General features: G+C 63.7%; 15 protein-coding genes. 9 read left to right on the top strand and 6 right to left on the bottom strand.

Features of this window, described 5'->3' with window-relative positions:
• Nucleotides 1-36 precede the first annotated feature (36 nt).
• The 5 genes from FOY51_RS04130 (at nucleotide 37) to FOY51_RS04150 (ending at nucleotide 5,487) form a co-directional block, all read left to right on the top strand.
• Entirely contained in the window at nucleotides 37-1,005 is a 969-nt protein-coding gene (locus tag FOY51_RS04130) for a GAF domain-containing protein (protein ID WP_235916166.1), read from the top strand.
• A gap of 153 nt (nucleotides 1,006-1,158) precedes the next feature.
• Entirely contained in the window at nucleotides 1,159-2,163 is a 1,005-nt protein-coding gene (locus FOY51_RS04135; RefSeq protein ID WP_149428958.1) for a GAF domain-containing protein, read from the top strand.
• Nucleotides 2,164-2,373: 210 nt separating this feature from the next.
• Complete coding sequence (locus tag FOY51_RS04140; RefSeq protein WP_149428959.1) at nucleotides 2,374-3,348, top strand: GAF domain-containing protein; 975 nt, start codon at nucleotides 2,374-2,376, stop codon at nucleotides 3,346-3,348.
• Between the two features lie 83 nt (nucleotides 3,349-3,431).
• On the top strand, nucleotides 3,432-4,565 hold the full coding sequence (locus tag FOY51_RS04145; protein ID WP_149428960.1) for a glycosyltransferase: 1,134 nt from the start codon (nucleotides 3,432-3,434) through the stop codon (nucleotides 4,563-4,565).
• Nucleotides 4,566-4,641: 76 nt separating this feature from the next.
• Nucleotides 4,642-5,487 (top strand): SDR family oxidoreductase, encoded by an 846-nt coding sequence (locus FOY51_RS04150; protein WP_149428961.1) that lies wholly within the window; start codon nucleotides 4,642-4,644, stop codon nucleotides 5,485-5,487.
• Here FOY51_RS04150 and soxR read toward each other — a convergent pair.
• The gene (gene soxR, locus FOY51_RS04155) at nucleotides 5,462-5,956 is read right to left on the bottom strand and encodes a redox-sensitive transcriptional activator SoxR (protein WP_149428962.1); all 495 of its coding nucleotides are present in this window, start codon (nucleotides 5,954-5,956) and stop codon (nucleotides 5,462-5,464) included. The two genes, FOY51_RS04150 and soxR, sit on opposite strands and share 26 nt — an antisense overlap.
• A gap of 113 nt (nucleotides 5,957-6,069) precedes the next feature.
• Between soxR and arcA the strand changes: the two genes are divergently transcribed.
• The gene (arcA, locus tag FOY51_RS04160) at nucleotides 6,070-7,287 is read left to right on the top strand and encodes an arginine deiminase (RefSeq protein WP_149428963.1); all 1,218 of its coding nucleotides are present in this window, start codon (nucleotides 6,070-6,072) and stop codon (nucleotides 7,285-7,287) included.
• 22 nt (nucleotides 7,288-7,309) lie between these two features.
• Here arcA and arsC read toward each other — a convergent pair whose 3' ends face one another.
• A complete protein-coding gene (gene arsC / locus FOY51_RS04165) occupies nucleotides 7,310-7,657 on the bottom strand; it encodes an arsenate reductase (glutaredoxin) (RefSeq protein ID WP_149428964.1) in 348 nt (115 codons plus the stop codon).
• A 66-nt stretch (nucleotides 7,658-7,723) separates the two neighbouring features.
• Between arsC and FOY51_RS04170 the strand changes: the two genes are divergently transcribed.
• Nucleotides 7,724-8,386 carry an SDR family oxidoreductase gene (locus FOY51_RS04170; protein ID WP_149428965.1) on the top strand — a complete coding sequence of 221 codons (663 nt, stop codon included), beginning with the start codon at nucleotides 7,724-7,726 and terminating at the stop codon, nucleotides 8,384-8,386.
• Nucleotides 8,383-8,751, top strand: a complete 369-nt coding sequence (locus FOY51_RS04175; protein ID WP_149428966.1) for a GntR family transcriptional regulator — start codon at nucleotides 8,383-8,385, stop codon at nucleotides 8,749-8,751. Before FOY51_RS04170 ends, FOY51_RS04175 begins: the two co-directional genes overlap by 4 nt.
• On the opposite strand, the gene FOY51_RS04180 is transcribed toward FOY51_RS04175, so the two are convergent.
• Complete coding sequence (locus FOY51_RS04180; RefSeq protein ID WP_149428967.1) at nucleotides 8,748-9,110, bottom strand: DoxX family protein; 363 nt, start codon at nucleotides 9,108-9,110, stop codon at nucleotides 8,748-8,750. The two genes, FOY51_RS04175 and FOY51_RS04180, sit on opposite strands and share 4 nt — an antisense overlap.
• Nucleotides 9,111-9,185: 75 nt before the next feature.
• A complete protein-coding gene (locus FOY51_RS04185) occupies nucleotides 9,186-10,742 on the bottom strand; it encodes a dolichyl-phosphate-mannose--protein mannosyltransferase (protein WP_235916106.1) in 1,557 nt (518 codons plus the stop codon).
• Between the two features lie 76 nt (nucleotides 10,743-10,818).
• Between FOY51_RS04185 and rsmI the strand changes: the two genes are divergently transcribed.
• Nucleotides 10,819-11,676 (top strand): 16S rRNA (cytidine(1402)-2'-O)-methyltransferase, encoded by an 858-nt coding sequence (gene rsmI, locus FOY51_RS04190; RefSeq protein WP_149429477.1) that lies wholly within the window; start codon nucleotides 10,819-10,821, stop codon nucleotides 11,674-11,676.
• 3 nt (nucleotides 11,677-11,679) lie between these two features.
• Here the strand turns inward: rsmI and FOY51_RS04195 are convergent, their stop codons facing one another.
• Together FOY51_RS04195 and FOY51_RS04200 are read right to left on the bottom strand one after the other, a co-directional pair.
• Entirely contained in the window at nucleotides 11,680-12,675 is a 996-nt protein-coding gene (locus FOY51_RS04195; protein ID WP_149428968.1) for an AurF N-oxygenase family protein, read from the bottom strand.
• Between the two features lie 99 nt (nucleotides 12,676-12,774).
• Complete coding sequence (locus FOY51_RS04200) at nucleotides 12,775-13,917, bottom strand: DUF2786 domain-containing protein (protein ID WP_149428969.1); 1,143 nt, start codon at nucleotides 13,915-13,917, stop codon at nucleotides 12,775-12,777.
• Nucleotides 13,918-13,930 lie beyond the last annotated feature (13 nt).

A 13,930-nucleotide genomic window follows, 5' to 3' on the forward strand; every position in this document is an offset into this window, starting at 1 on the left:
AGGACCAGGGGGCTCGACGTGGACGGTTGGATTTTGGTGGAGACTCTGGCACCCGACGGCCCATATACGGTCATCGCAGATGGCAATCGACCCAGATCATGGGCGAGCCCACATAGAGTTCGGTTTGGATATGGCCCGACCGTGCTCAGTCAAATTGCAGTTGTGCGCGAATGTCGTGAATCTGCAGAGATCAAAGATGTTCTCATAACGGCGCGGCACGGGACGGTGCTCCGGATACTGGGAATCCCGATTCTCGGTGAGTACGGCGCAGTTCACGGTGTGTATCTCTGGTGTGGCACGAATGATGTTGCGCCGAGTGAGCGCAGGTTTACTGCCGCGTGGGAGTGGGATTCGAAGACAAAACTCGCACACCACGGTCCTGGTATCGAGGGTGACATCCTTGGTGTACCGAAATCGGCTCACCGTGATATACGCGCCCATACCGATTTCTTCCGACGAGTCGTGCGATTCGACGGTCGGATGTCCTACTACGACTTTGTCGCGAAGTTGGACCCGCGTGAATCTTGGGATGGTGAAGTCACCATCCTTCGCGAAGATGGATCGTTGCGGCAGTTGCATATCTTTGCCCGCGCGTACATCGAGGCGGGTGCTCGGGCCGTCCGTGGACTGGTTAATGATGTTACGGACATTCATCAACCGGATACCTCGTTGGAAATGCCAGCGCTCAGAGCGGTCGCCGCCGCCGATGGCGATCCAGCAGGTCTGATCGCGCTGGACTACTCGACTGTCTATGAGTGGTTATCCGCGCCGAATGGTGAGTTGCGTCGATGGGTGGAGGAAGTGCCGGATATCCATCCCGACGACTGGGACGACTGGTCCTGTGCTTGCCGCGCCGTACTCGAGGGTGACGATGTGGCGGCGGTGAATGTTCGCCTCCGCTTTGGCCAAGCGGAGTGGATTCGCGTGGTGGCTCACATCAACAACCTTAATTCGAGCGAGCGTTCGCTCGGTCTCATTCGGATCACCTCATCAGTAGACCTGTGATCAGGAAGTGCGAGTATTAGTGCTCATATCAACGGAGATCGACCTCGAAGAAAACGGCGCGGTGGGTGAGTCGGCTGTTAGCGAGTTGCGTGATTGCGACTCGCTGACTTACGTGGGTGCCTGGAGTGAACACGACGTCGATTGTCTGACGAAATGACGTCGTCAGACTGGATTGTCGTAGAGACTTTGGTGCCCGCAGGCCCGCATACCGTCATCGCCGATGGTGCGGAGCCGAGGAGCTGGGCCAGTCTCACTCGCATCCGGGCCGAGCACGGGCCGGATGCCGCTGGCAGCCTCGTCGGCGTCGTGACAAAATGCGTGGAAACTGCTGGTTCGCAACAAGAGTCGATCCTGCGCCGGCGCGGCGGAGGCCGATTGACTGTGCTCGCAGTACCGATTTTAGGGGCCTTCGGACATCCTCATGGAGCGCACGTCTGGGTTGGCGCTGACGGCGATCAACCGCCGCCTCGACGGCGGGTGGCCGCAGTTGAATGGGACGCGAAGTCTCAGTCGGCGCATCACGGTGCCGACCACGACGAATTGATACTTGGAACGACGCGCGGGCGACGCGGCGTCACGCGGCCACCGAATGACTTCTTCCGCCGGATTGTTCGATTCGATGACCGTATCGACTATCTCACGCTGGCTGCAAACATCGAGCAAGGAGGACGGTTCGAAGGCAATTTGACACTTCACGACGATTGCGGCGGCTTGAGAGTGCTGAGAATGGCCGCCCGGGCCTACTCCGAGGGAGACGCCCGATCATTGCGAATCCTCGTGCATGACATTTCGGATGTGCAGCCCCCTGAACCTGCGATGGACACGGCGGCGCTTCGGGCGGTTGCCGGCGCATGCGGTGACGGAGCGGGCTTGATGACGCTGGACGGCGCGCTGATATTCGAGTGGTTGTCACCGCCCCCCGGCCGGTTGGCAGCGTGGGAAGACGAGCCCCCGTTCATACGGCAAGACGATCAACGGAAACTCGAGGCGATGTGTGCGCGTCTGCGTCTCCGTGTGAGTGCTCCCGACGAGACGTTGGTTGTTCACGTTCGATTCGGTACGGGCGAGTGGATTCGGGCAGAAATCGCTGTGACGAGAATTGTGAATGATCCTGCCCCGCTGGGGCTTGCAATTGTAAGACTCGATGAGGAGGACTAGCAGGGCTCTTGTCGAGGCAACCACATTCGATCGGTGCGCGAACTCCGGGCTAGTAAGCTCTGCTGATTGCGTACGGAGGGCCGGAGTGGCGATTGAGCCGTTTCTGATTACTGCACTCGCGCGACAAAGATGCTCTGGCATTGGCGCAGATCAGTTTGGCGAGTGCGTTGGAGATGACGCGCGCGCATGACCTCACCACCCTGGATCGTCGTGGAAACCCTTTCTCCACTCGGCCCCCATACCGTCATCGCCGATGGTGATCGGCCGAAGAGCTGGTCAAGTTTGGCCCGAGCACGATCCGGCTATGGCGCGGATGCCACGAAACGCCTCATCGACATCGTCGGCCGGTGCGTCGAGCGTGCTGTCGAACTACAGGACGTGCTCACCGCGCGGCCGGGGAAAGAGCAACTTCGCACAGTCGGTGTCCCAGTGCTCAGCGCGTCCGGAGCGGTCCATGCTGTTCACGTTTGGGTCGGCCCCGTCGGCGCGACCCCGCCTGCGCGGCGGGGTGTTTTCGCATGGGACTGGGATGCCGACGCCGAACTCGCATATCAAGGCCCAGGGCTCGAGGCGGCGATTCACGGATTGGACCCGGCCGATCAGAAGGTGGAGCGAACCGCGAGCGAGAACTTCAGAAGCATCGTTCGATTCGACGATCGCGTGGGCTATCTGGATCTCTGCGCCAATGTTCACGGTGGTGGCGCATGGCAGGGCGAGATCACGTTTCTCGGCGAGGGAAATGGCTTGCACCAGCTGCAGATGATCGCAAAAGCGTCCACACCTGGCCGCTCGAAGGTGATTCATGGACTGTTTCACGAGATCAGTGACATTCGCCCGCCCGGGCCGATGGTCGAAATGTCCGCCCTTCGGGCGGTAGCCCGGGCCTCGGGCGACGGTGTCGCGTTGGTCGCGCTCGAAGCGGCCCTGATGTACGACTGGCTGGCCCCGCCGGCGCCGCCACTCGATCTGTGGGTCCGTGAGCGGCCGCAGGTTCACCACGACGATCGGACCGTTCTACGAGACGCGTGCCAGCGCATCCTCGCGGATGGGATCAGTCAAGAGATCTCGTTCCGAGTGCGCTTCGACGCGGATTGGCTACGAGCGGATGCTGTGCTGACCAGAGTCTCCGACGACATTGCACCCCATGGCCTCCTCTTGGTCAGGCCGAGCGCGACGGACCACTAGTCCGCACGCGTTTCGCCACGTCTTCCGCCCGTGTTCACCGGCGGTTCGCGCAACTGGATGTATCTCGGTGCACTATCGCCCCCGTGCGGATCATTCAGCTAGCGAATTTCTACGGCCCACGCTCGGGCGGCTTGCGGACTGCTCTGCATCATTTGGGCTCCGGCTACGTCGAGCAGGGGCACGAGGTCATCCTGATCGTCCCCGGTGCTCGTCGTTGCGAAGAAGTGCTGCCCAGCGGGGTCGTTCGAATAACGCTGCCCGCCTTGTCGATTCCTGCGACGGGTGGATATCGCGCTGCCAACCCGCGCCGGGTTGCGGATGCTCTGCGTGGCCTACGGCCGGACGCCCTGGAGGTATCGGACCGCCTGACCCTGCGTGGCTTCGGCTCCTGGGCCCGTCGACGTGGCGTGGCAAGCGTGATGATTTCGCATGAACGGCTCGACCGACTGTTCGGTCAAATCATGCCCGAATCGACTGCCCGTCGAGCCGCCGATTTCGCCAACCAGCGCACCGCCTGGAACTACGACACCGTCGTCTGCACAACCGAATTCGCCCAGGAAGAGTTCCGGCGGATCGGTGCTACCAACGTCCGCCGGGTTCCGCTCGGTGTCGACCTCGATCTGTTCACCCCCGGTCGCCGCAACGCCGACTTGCGTTCCACCCTCGCCAACTCCGAGCACCCACTGCTGGTCCACTGCGGACGGCTCTCGGTGGAGAAGAGGGTGAATCGCAGCATCGAGGCGGTCGGCGAGCTTCGCGAGTCCGGTCTCGACGTTCGGCTGGTCGTCGCGGGCGACGGTCCGCGACGGGACTCGTTGGAACGTCGAGCACGCGGGTTGCCGGTGCACTTCGCCGGTTTCATCAACGATCGGACGCGGCTCGCGACGCTACTTGCGACCGCAGATGTATCGCTTGCACCCGGTCCCCACGAGACGTTCGGCCTTGCCGCATTGGAGGCGCTGGCCGCAGGGACCCCGGTGGTGGCGTCGCGTTCGTCGGCCCTGGCAGGCATCGTCACAGCCGAATGCGGTGCCGTCGCCGACGACAACGCCGCATCGTTCGCTCAGGCGGTCACCGACGTGCTGACCATGCCGTCCGACGGCCGTCGTCAAGCCGCGCGGAGCCGCGCCGAACAGTTCGGCTGGCCCGCCAGCGTCGACGGGATGCTGTCGGCACTGCGCGGCGACACCGACACAGACATGCTGTTACCGCTCTAGAATCGACTTCCGCTACGCAGGTACCCTACGGTTGAGTAGCTAACTATCACCGCCCGACTGGGGGAGTAGGTCAACCGTGAGTGGCACGTTGAAGGACAAGAAGACGCTGGTCACCGGCGCGGCGAGTGGGATAGGTCGCGCGACCGCACTGGCGGCCGCGCGCGACGGTGCCCAGTTGTTCCTTACCGATATCAACGAGGACGGGCTGAAAGAGACTGCTGACCTGGCGGTCGACGTAGGTGGCACGGTCGCCTATTTCAAGGCTCTCGACATCTCCGACTACGACGCGGTCACCGAGTTCGCCACCGAGGTACACAGCCAGGTCGAAAGCTTGGACGTGGTGATGAACATCGCGGGCATCTCGGCGTGGGGCACCGTCGAGAACCTGGAACACCACCACTGGAAGTCGTTGGTGGACGTGAACTTGATGGGGCCGATTCACGTCATAGAGAACTTCATTCCGCCGATGATCAAGGCGGGCAAGGGTGGCAACCTGGTTAACGTGTCGTCGGCCGCCGGGCTGCTGGCGTTGCCGTGGCACGCTGCATACAGCGCCAGCAAGTACGGCTTGCGCGGTGTCTCCGAGGTGCTGCAGTTCGATCTCAAACGTCACCACATCTCGGTGCACCTGGTTGTCCCCGGTGCTGTGAAGACGCCGCTGGTGGACTCGTTCGTAGTCGTCGGCGTCGACAAGGAAGACCCTCGCGTCAAGCGCTACATGCACGAGTTCGAGAAGCGGGCGATCTCGCCGAATACCGCCGCGGACGCGATCATGAAGGGCATCGAGAAGGATCGATTCCTGGTCTACACATCTCGAGACATCCAGTTCGGTTACTGGTGGGCGCGCAAATTCGCACCGCCGTACAACTGGTTGATGCAGAAAGCGAACGACCGATTCAGCCGCTTCCTTCCACCTGCATAGTGTCCGCGTGGTTCAGGTGAACGTCGAGTACTTGGGCACCCGGACCACGTTCGCCGAGCCTGTCGTGCGGGTTGACCAGAGTGCAGCTTGCCAGCGACAGACAGCCGCAGCCGATGCACCCCGTCAGGTTGTCGCGTAGGCGCGTCAGCTGCGTGATGCGCTCATCGAGGTCGGTGCGCCACATGGTCGACAGCCGCGCCCAATCGCGACGCGTCGGGGTCCGCCCCTCGGGCAAGGTGTGGAGCGCACCGCGAATCTCGCTGAGCGGTATACCGACTCGCTGCGAAATACGGATGAACGCCACCCGCCGCAACGTCTCGCGGTGATAGCGACGTTGATTGCCCGACGTCCGACGACTGGTGATCAGTCCTTCACGTTCGTAGAAGTGCAGCGCGGATACCGCTACACCGCTGCGCTCGGACAACTCGCCCGGCGTCAGCTCCTTCACCTTCCAGTTCGGCATGTCCATGCTCGCCCTTTCGACGGTTGCGCCTGAACTTTACTCGAGGTTGCGACACAGGCTCCGGAATCCGCTGCGCGTTCCGCCTCGCCCGGTCGACCGGCCGGGATTAATGTTGCGGAATGAGTGCAGACGGCTCGTTGAAATTGGGTGCGAACTCCGAGGTCGGCAAGCTGCGTGCTGTGATGCTGCACCGTCCAGGCGACGAACTGAAGCGCTTGACGCCGCGCAACAACGATCAGCTGTTGTTCGACGGTCTGCCCTGGGTCGATCGAGCACAGGCCGAGCACGATGCGTTCGCCGATCTTCTTCGCAGTCGCGGCGTCGAGGTGTTGTTGCTCGCGAACGTGCTCACCGAGACCTTGTCGGCCAGCGGTGCCGCGCGCATGCAAGGTATTGCGGCAGCGGTCGATTCCCGTCGACTCGGGCACGCGCTGGCGGGCGATCTTGCGACCTATCTCAGAGGAATTGCGGCACCCGACCTCGCGACGGTACTGACGGCGGGCATGACCTTCGACGAATTGCCGATCGGTCCGAGCACCACGTCGTTGGTGCGACGCATGCACCACGGCGCCGACTTCGTCATCGATCCGCTGCCCAACCTGCTCTTCACGAGAGACTCGTCGTTCTGGATCGGCGATCGTGTTGCGATCACGTCGTTGGCGCTCCCGGCACGCGTTCGCGAGACCTCGCTGACCGACCTGATTTACGCGTTCCATCCCCGATTCCTCGGTGTCCGTAGGGCTTACGAGTCGCACACCGCGCCCGTCGAAGGTGGCGACGTGCTGCTGTTGGCACCGGGAGTGGTTGCGGTGGGTGTCGGCGAGCGGACCACGCCTGCGGGTGCGGAAGCGTTGGCGCGCAGCCTGTTCGAAGACGATCTTGCTCATACGGTGCTGGTGGTGCCCATCGCGCAGAATCGCGCAACGATGCACTTGGACACGGTGTGCACGATGGTCGACGTCGATGCTGTCGTGATGTACCCGGGAGTACAGGATTCGTTGTCGGCCTTCACGATTCATCGTGAGGACGACGGTGTCAGCATCACCGGCGCCGATCCGTTTCTGGAAGCCGCTGCGGCCGCGATGGGCATCGGCAAGCTGCGCGTCATCGATACCGGACTGGACAACGTGACAGCCGAACGCGAGCAGTGGGACGACGGCAACAACACGTTGGCGCTGGAACCCGGTGTCGTGGTTGCCTACGAGCGCAACGTCGAAACCAACGCGCGTCTGTCCGCGTCGGGGGTGGAAGTGCTCGCGATCTCGGGATCCGAACTCGGTTCGGGTCGTGGCGGACCACGTTGTATGTCGTGCCCGATCTCGCGCGACCTGGCGTAGTACGCACGGGCAGCGTAGCCGCCTACAGGATCTCGCGCACCGACTCGACCGGGCGGGCCAGTCGAGTTCCCTTGTCGGTGACCACGATCGGTCGTTCGATCAGGATCGGGTTGCTCGCCATCGCATCGAAGATGGCCTCTTCGGTCGCCTCGGCGAGACCGAGTTCCTTGAACAGCGCCTCACGTTTGCGTACGGCTTCGCTCGGCTGCAGGCCCGCGTCGTCGAGCAGCTTGCGCAGACCGTCGCGCGAGGGCGGAGTGTCGAGGTATTTGACGACCGTCGGCTGAACTCCTGACTCTTCGAGCAACGCCAGAACTTTGCGAGACGTACTGCATCGTGGATTGTGGTAGATGGTCGCAATCTTCGCCATGAAGCACATTGTGCCCCGCGCGCAATGAGATTACGCCCGCACACCCCCGATCTGAGGAGAACTTCGATGCCCAAGCACACAGTCGTGATCGCAGGTGGCCACGGCAAGATCGCCCACCATCTGATCGAGCGTTTGACCGCCCGCGGCGACGATTCCGTCGCGCTGATCCGCAACCCCGACCACAGCGCCGAGGTCGCCCGTTGGGGCGCCCGACCTGCAGTCATCGACCTGGAGAGCTCGTCTCCCGATGAGGTCGCCGCCGTACTCGACGGTGCGACCGCGGTCGTGTTCGCCGCAGGCGCAGGCCCCAACAGCGGCGTGGCACGCAAGGACTCCGTCGACCGAGGTGCCGCAGTTCTCCTGGCTCAGGCAGCCGAGAAGGCAGGTGTTCGACGTTTCTTGCAGATCAGCTCCTTCGGCGCGGGCGAACCGGCACCGGCCGACTCCGGCGAGACCTGGAAGGCCTACATCGATGCGAAGACGGCCGCCGAAGAGGATCTACGCACGCGCGACCTGGACGCGACCATCCTGCGACCTGGCGGGCTCACCGACGACGCGGCCACCGGCAAGGTTGCTCTGAGCGAGCCGCCACTCGAACGCGGCAGCATCCCACGCGACGACGTGGCCGCTGTGCTGGTCGCGCTGCTCGACGCTTCGGCAACAGCGGGCAAGACGTTGATGGTCACCGAAGGATCCACACCGATCGCCGAATCGGTGGCTGCCTCGTGAAGCTGACGATCGATCACGACTCGTCGACGCCCCCGTACGAGCAACTTCGCCGCGGCATCATCGAACAGGTCCGTAGCGGCGAACTGGTTGCGGGATCGAAGATTCCGACAGTGCGTCAGTTGGCGGAGGATCTGGGTATCGCGCCCAACACGGTGGCGAGGGCATACCGTGAACTTGAGCAGGATGCGGTGCTCGAAACCCGTGGGCGGCAAGGGTCTTTCATCTCCAGCAGTGGAGACCCGACCCGCGATCATGCGGGTCGCGCAGCAACCGAGTACGTCGCGGCGATTCGCAAACTGGGGTTGGCCGATTCGGACGCGTTGGCGTTCGTGGAGTCCGCCCTCGCCGCATCGAAAGACAGCTAGAACCTGCCGAACGCGACGATCAGCGCAAGAATCAGCAGCACTGCGTTGACCGGAAGGTTCTTGGTCTCGCCGCGCCGGTAGTGAACGACGATCGCACCGACTTGCACCGCGGCGAGGCCCAGGGCCGCGAGCGGCGTGAACACCTCGGCGAGGCCGGTCAACCGGGGGAGGATCAGTCCCGCGGCGCCGAGCACCTCGACAGCACCGATCCCCTTGATGGCGTTCTGCGAAAAGTCCTGCGCCCAAGCCATGTTCGGGTTCTCGACGAGTTTGGGGCGCGGCGTGACGAGCTTCATGATGCCCGCGCCGAGATACACGGCGGCGAGCAGCAGGGCGATGATCCACAGCACAACGTTCATCGGTTTCCTCCAGGCCATCGGGGCGTCTGTCCATAATCTAACCGGACAATATGCCGGCGCGGACGAACTATCGGTCTACCGCCAGCTCGGGAGCCACAGTTGCTCACTCCACGTCGTCGCAGAAATCGGCATAGCTGTGAGGATCGGCCACAACCAGACGAAGTTCGCGATCACGAGACCCAGGTAGATACACACCGCGAGCAGACCGGTGGTGCGTCGCTCGGTCGCATTGTCGGATTTGCCGAGGACGTCGCCGAGCACCAACGCCACCGCCATGACGAGAAACGGCGCCAATGCGACGGCGTAGAAGTAGTACATCTGCCGGTCCAGGGTGGCGAACCACGGCAGGAACGCAGCGCCGTACGCGGTGAGCACGACGGCGTAGCGCCAATCGCGACGGACGAATGCCCGCCACAGCGCCCACCCGAGCACAGGGAATGCGAGCCACCAGATGGCGGGTGTGCCGACCAACATCACTGCCTTGACGCAGTTGCCGGAGCCGCAGCCCTTGATCTTGTCGCCGTCGGCGAAGTAGTACAGCATCGGCCGCAGACCCATCGGCCAGGTCCACGGCTTCGATTCCCACGGATGCCTGTTGCCAGCGGAGTTGGTGAGCCCTTCGTGAAAGGCGAGGACGTTGCCGCTGTAGTACCAGAGTGAGCGCAGGGCGTCGGGAACGAACGAGAACGGGCCACCGGTCCCGATCTTGGTACCGACGACGTGCCGGTCCACGCCGGCCTCGCTGGCGAACCACGCCCAGTACGTCGCGAGATACACGCCGATCGGTATGAAGACCAGCGCGTACAGCGCGGGACCCAGATCGCGCAGTGCGGTGCCCGCCCACGGCCTGCGGACGGCGTAGGCGCGACGTGCCGCTACATCGAAGAAGATGGAGGCAAGGCCGAAGAAGACGATGAAGTACACGCCGGACCACTTGGTGCCGCATGCCAGACCCAGCATCAGGCCCGCCCCGAACCGCCACCACCGCACGCCGAGGCGCGGTCCGTAGTCGGTGAGCCCGATCCGATCCTCGGCGGCCACCTTCGCCATCCGCTCGCGGACCTGATCGCGGTCGACGATCAGGCAGCCGAAAGCCGCGGTGGCGAACAAAGCAAGAAAGATGTCGAGCATTCCCAGCCGCGACGAGACGAAGGTGACGCCGTCGGCGATCAACAGAATGCCTGCAATGGCACCGAGCATGGTGGAGCGCGTCATCCGGCGGACGATGCGCACCACGAGCAACACCAGAATGGTGCCGGCGAGTGCCGACGAGAATCGCCAGCCCCAGCCGTTGTATCCGAAGATCGCCTCGCCGACGGCGATCATCTGTTTGCCGATCGGCGGGTGAACCACCAGGCCGTACGCGGGGTTGTCTTCGATCCAGCCGCCGGTCAGCACCTGCCAGCCCTGTGGGACGTAATGCTTTTCGTCGAACACGGGCGTGCCCGCATCGGTGGGGTAGCTGAGCAGCGTGAACCGGGTGATTGCTGCGATGACGGTGACAACCGCTGTGACCAGCCAGCCGCGCAAAGTGTCGGTCGGACGGAACTCCGACGAGGGGATCAGCGGCGCGGGGCTGACGATCGGCGAACTCGCGGCGGGCGCGGGTCGCTCGTCGGTCAGCTGGGTCACGCCCCGATCGTATGCTGTGCACGAGCAACGAATGGACCTGCGGGGGACCGTGGCGAACGAGGTGACAAGGGAGCCGATGGAGAATCCGCAGGTGGAGGCCGGTCGGCTGGTGCTGGCAGGGACCCCGATGGGCGAGGTCCGCGACGCCTCCGATCGCCTGCGCGAAGCGTTGGCAACCGCCGACGTGGTCGCGGCGGAAGACACCAGACGAACCAAAACTTTGGCGCACTCGCTGGGTATCACCATCACGGGCAGGGTGGTGAGCTTCTACGACCACGTCGAGGCCGCGCGCATTCCGATGCTGGTCGCCGCCATCACCGACGGAAGGACCGTGCTGTTGGTGACCGACGCAGGTATGCCGTCGGTAAGCGATCCCGGTTACCGATTGGTTGCCGCCTGCGTCGATGCTGGGCTCGCCATCACCTGCCTGCCCGGTCCGTCGGCGGTGACGACGGCTCTCGCGCTCTCCGGACTGCCCGTCGAACGATTTTGTTTCGACGGCTTTCCGCCGCGCAAACACGGACAACGTCGAGACTGGCTGGACTCGTTGATTGCCGAGCCACGCGCGTGTGTGTTCTTCGAGGCGCCCCACCGCCTCGCCGACTGTCTGGCCGATGCTGCCGAGGTCCTCGGGACCCAGCGTCGAGCCGCCGTCTGTCGGGAACTGACCAAGACCTACGAGGAAGTGAAGCGCGGAACGCTCGGCGAGCTCGCCGAGTGGGCCGCGGACGGCGTGCGAGGTGAGATCACCGTCGTCCTCGAAGGCGCGAACCCGGAACCCGCCGATCCCGTGGATCTCGTTGCCGCTGTGGAGAAATTGGTCGCGTCCGGAACCCGGCTCAAGGACGCGTGCGCGGAAGCCGCGACGGCGGGAGTGTCGAAGCGCGAGTTGTACGAGGCTGTGCTCGCCGAACGACGTGCGGCGGCCGACTGACCGTCAGCCTGCAGCGAGCGATCGCGCCGGCTCACCTCGATAGCGCGCGTGCTCGCCGTCGATGTGGAGCATCTTCCACACCTTCCTGGTCACTCGGTTCATCAAGCCGAGATCGTCTGCCAGCGTGCGCATCTCGCCGAAGTAGCTGCTGAGGATCTTGCGCGAGTGCTCGCCGCGCCAGAACGCTTCACGGAAGACGTCGTCTGGAATGTCGAATCGTTCGGCGAAGCTGCGTGGCGGGGTCATGATCTCGCCTGCGAGCCATCGCATGGCGAGCGGAAATGCCAGGCCGCATACGGCCGTGCTGATCGGATTCATCCGTTCGACGTGCACGCGAAGGAACTCGTGCGCAAACGAAATGTGGCGGGCCTCTTCGGCAATGTGAATCTGCATCGTCCGCAGCACCGCAGGAGGGATGTTCACACCCTCGCGGATGAGAGCCTTCTGATAATGATCGATGGGTTCTTCGCCTGCGAGAATTCCGATCCACAAGATCACATGCGCGTAGCCCCCGGCTACGCCGACAATCGGAGAGAGAGCGCGAAACAGCGGTCGCATCCCGGGAACGTCCGCGCCGATCCTGTTGACCAATTCCTGAAACATCTGGATGTGGTTGCACTCTTCGGTCATCTCGTGCAGGCAGTAGCGGAATTCGGCCGACCCGTTGGGCAGCTTCATGATGTATTGCATCATTCCGCGGATCAAGATGGATTCGAACGCTGCGCCGACCTTGATGGTGTTCGCCTGCCGCCAGCGACCGATCTCGATCTGCCTCTCCAAGGGCAGGTCGCGGTACCACTGCGTCGCGCCCAGCGGATCGATCGCGGCAGCGAGTACCCACCGCGGATCGTCTTTGTCGATCGCGAACTCGGGTGAGTCCCAGGCGATATCGCGATAGGGGTCGAAGCTCTTGGCGACCGAGCCCTCGGACAGTGTCCGCAGCAGGTCGCGGTACGGCTCGTCGACCACGCCTTTCGAGGTCAGAAGTGACAGCGTCATTGGTGCCTCCTCGTCGAGAGACGCTGCCGTTCCGAACGGAACGGCAGCCCGACACTCTCGAATCTATTTGTGACACTGTGTCACAGTCAAGAGAAACCGCTAGCCGGCTTCGAGACGTCGATCGTCGGTCCCGTCGTGACGACGCAGGTTGGCGCGGTCGGCCGCTGCGCGGCCTGCACGTACGCCGTTCGCGTCGAACGATCCTCGCGATCGCACCAGTCTGGTGCTGGGGAACAGGCGCGTGACCTCTGCCTCGACGGCTTCGGATCGTGACGCCAGTACCGGCAGTACTTCGGCGACGGTGAACGACGACTCCTGCGCGGCGGCGGCCGTCGCTCGCTCGCCTGCTTGCCGGAGACGCTCGCCGATCCGAACAGCGAAGCCGTAGAGGAAGGCTCGTCGAAAAGCGCGCGCCGACGATGCGTCCGCCGCGTCCGCGCCCGCGTCCCGCAGCGCCCGTGTCGCCTGAATGAGCAGCGAGGTGAACAACATCTCGACCTGCCCCACATCGATCGGTGCGCCGACGGCGGTGGCCATCCCGACCTCCTCTATCCAGACGGTGCGGACGCGATTGGCGTCCGAGATCTGGTTGAGGAGTTGCACCTTCTGCTTGATGTACGGGTTCTCCACGTGAATGCGTCGACTGACGATCTCGGTCGAGGTATTGGTGCGGGCGTCGAGCAAGGCCGCGTTGATGGCGTACTTGGTCATCAGTTCCTGGGCCTTGGCGGTGAAGATCTCGGCTTCTTCGACGAAGTCGGTGCTTTCCGCCTTCGCGAGCAAGCCGCGAATCCTGCCGAGAACCTTGGCGTCCGCTGGACCCACCGGGCTCGGATCGGCCGCGGTGTCCGCCCTGTACTCGGCCCATTTCGACGGTGGCGGGGCCTCGGCAGGAAGTGGCGGCAACTCCCGCCACAACTGGGCAACCGCCTTGCGCTGCAACGCCGTCGAGGCGAAATGGCCTGGATCGGTGTGTTGTTCGCGAATCGCCCGAAGGTGGGACAGCCACGAGCGCGGTGCCCGCTCGACCGCCTTGGACAATCGTGCCTCGTACATGATCGCCCACACCGCCAGCCGGACCTCGGCCGCGCCCAGTGATCGGCGCGTCATGTGGACGATGTCTGCCGGTTGCCAGCCGCGCTCGTATGCCGCGGTCAGTGCGTGCAGGACGGAGTCGCCGTCGGTGGGACATCCCCCCGAATTCGCGTTGTTGCCTCGAACGTATGTGCTATTTATCCCCATGGCACGAGTATGC

Source organism: Antrihabitans cavernicola (assembly GCF_008297975.1).
In the GTDB taxonomy this organism is placed as follows: domain Bacteria; phylum Actinomycetota; class Actinomycetes; order Mycobacteriales; family Mycobacteriaceae; genus Antrihabitans; species Antrihabitans cavernicola.

Coding starts and splice junctions, on each gene's coding strand:
- FOY51_RS04180 (WP_149428967.1), bottom strand. CDS start 9,110: ATGAACGTTGTGCTGTGGATCATCGCCCTGCTGCTCGCCGCCGTGTAT.
- arsC (WP_149428964.1), bottom strand. CDS start 7,657: ATGGCGAAGATTGCGACCATCTACCACAATCCACGATGCAGTACGTCT.
- soxR (WP_149428962.1), bottom strand. CDS start 5,956: ATGGACATGCCGAACTGGAAGGTGAAGGAGCTGACGCCGGGCGAGTTG.
- rsmI (WP_149429477.1), top strand. CDS start 10,819: ATGGAGAATCCGCAGGTGGAGGCCGGTCGGCTGGTGCTGGCAGGGACC.
- FOY51_RS04135 (WP_149428958.1), top strand. CDS start 1,159: ATGACGTCGTCAGACTGGATTGTCGTAGAGACTTTGGTGCCCGCAGGC.
- arcA (WP_149428963.1), top strand. CDS start 6,070: ATGAGTGCAGACGGCTCGTTGAAATTGGGTGCGAACTCCGAGGTCGGC.
- FOY51_RS04200 (WP_149428969.1), bottom strand. CDS start 13,917: ATGGGGATAAATAGCACATACGTTCGAGGCAACAACGCGAATTCGGGG.
- FOY51_RS04170 (WP_149428965.1), top strand. CDS start 7,724: ATGCCCAAGCACACAGTCGTGATCGCAGGTGGCCACGGCAAGATCGCC.
- FOY51_RS04195 (WP_149428968.1), bottom strand. CDS start 12,675: ATGACGCTGTCACTTCTGACCTCGAAAGGCGTGGTCGACGAGCCGTAC.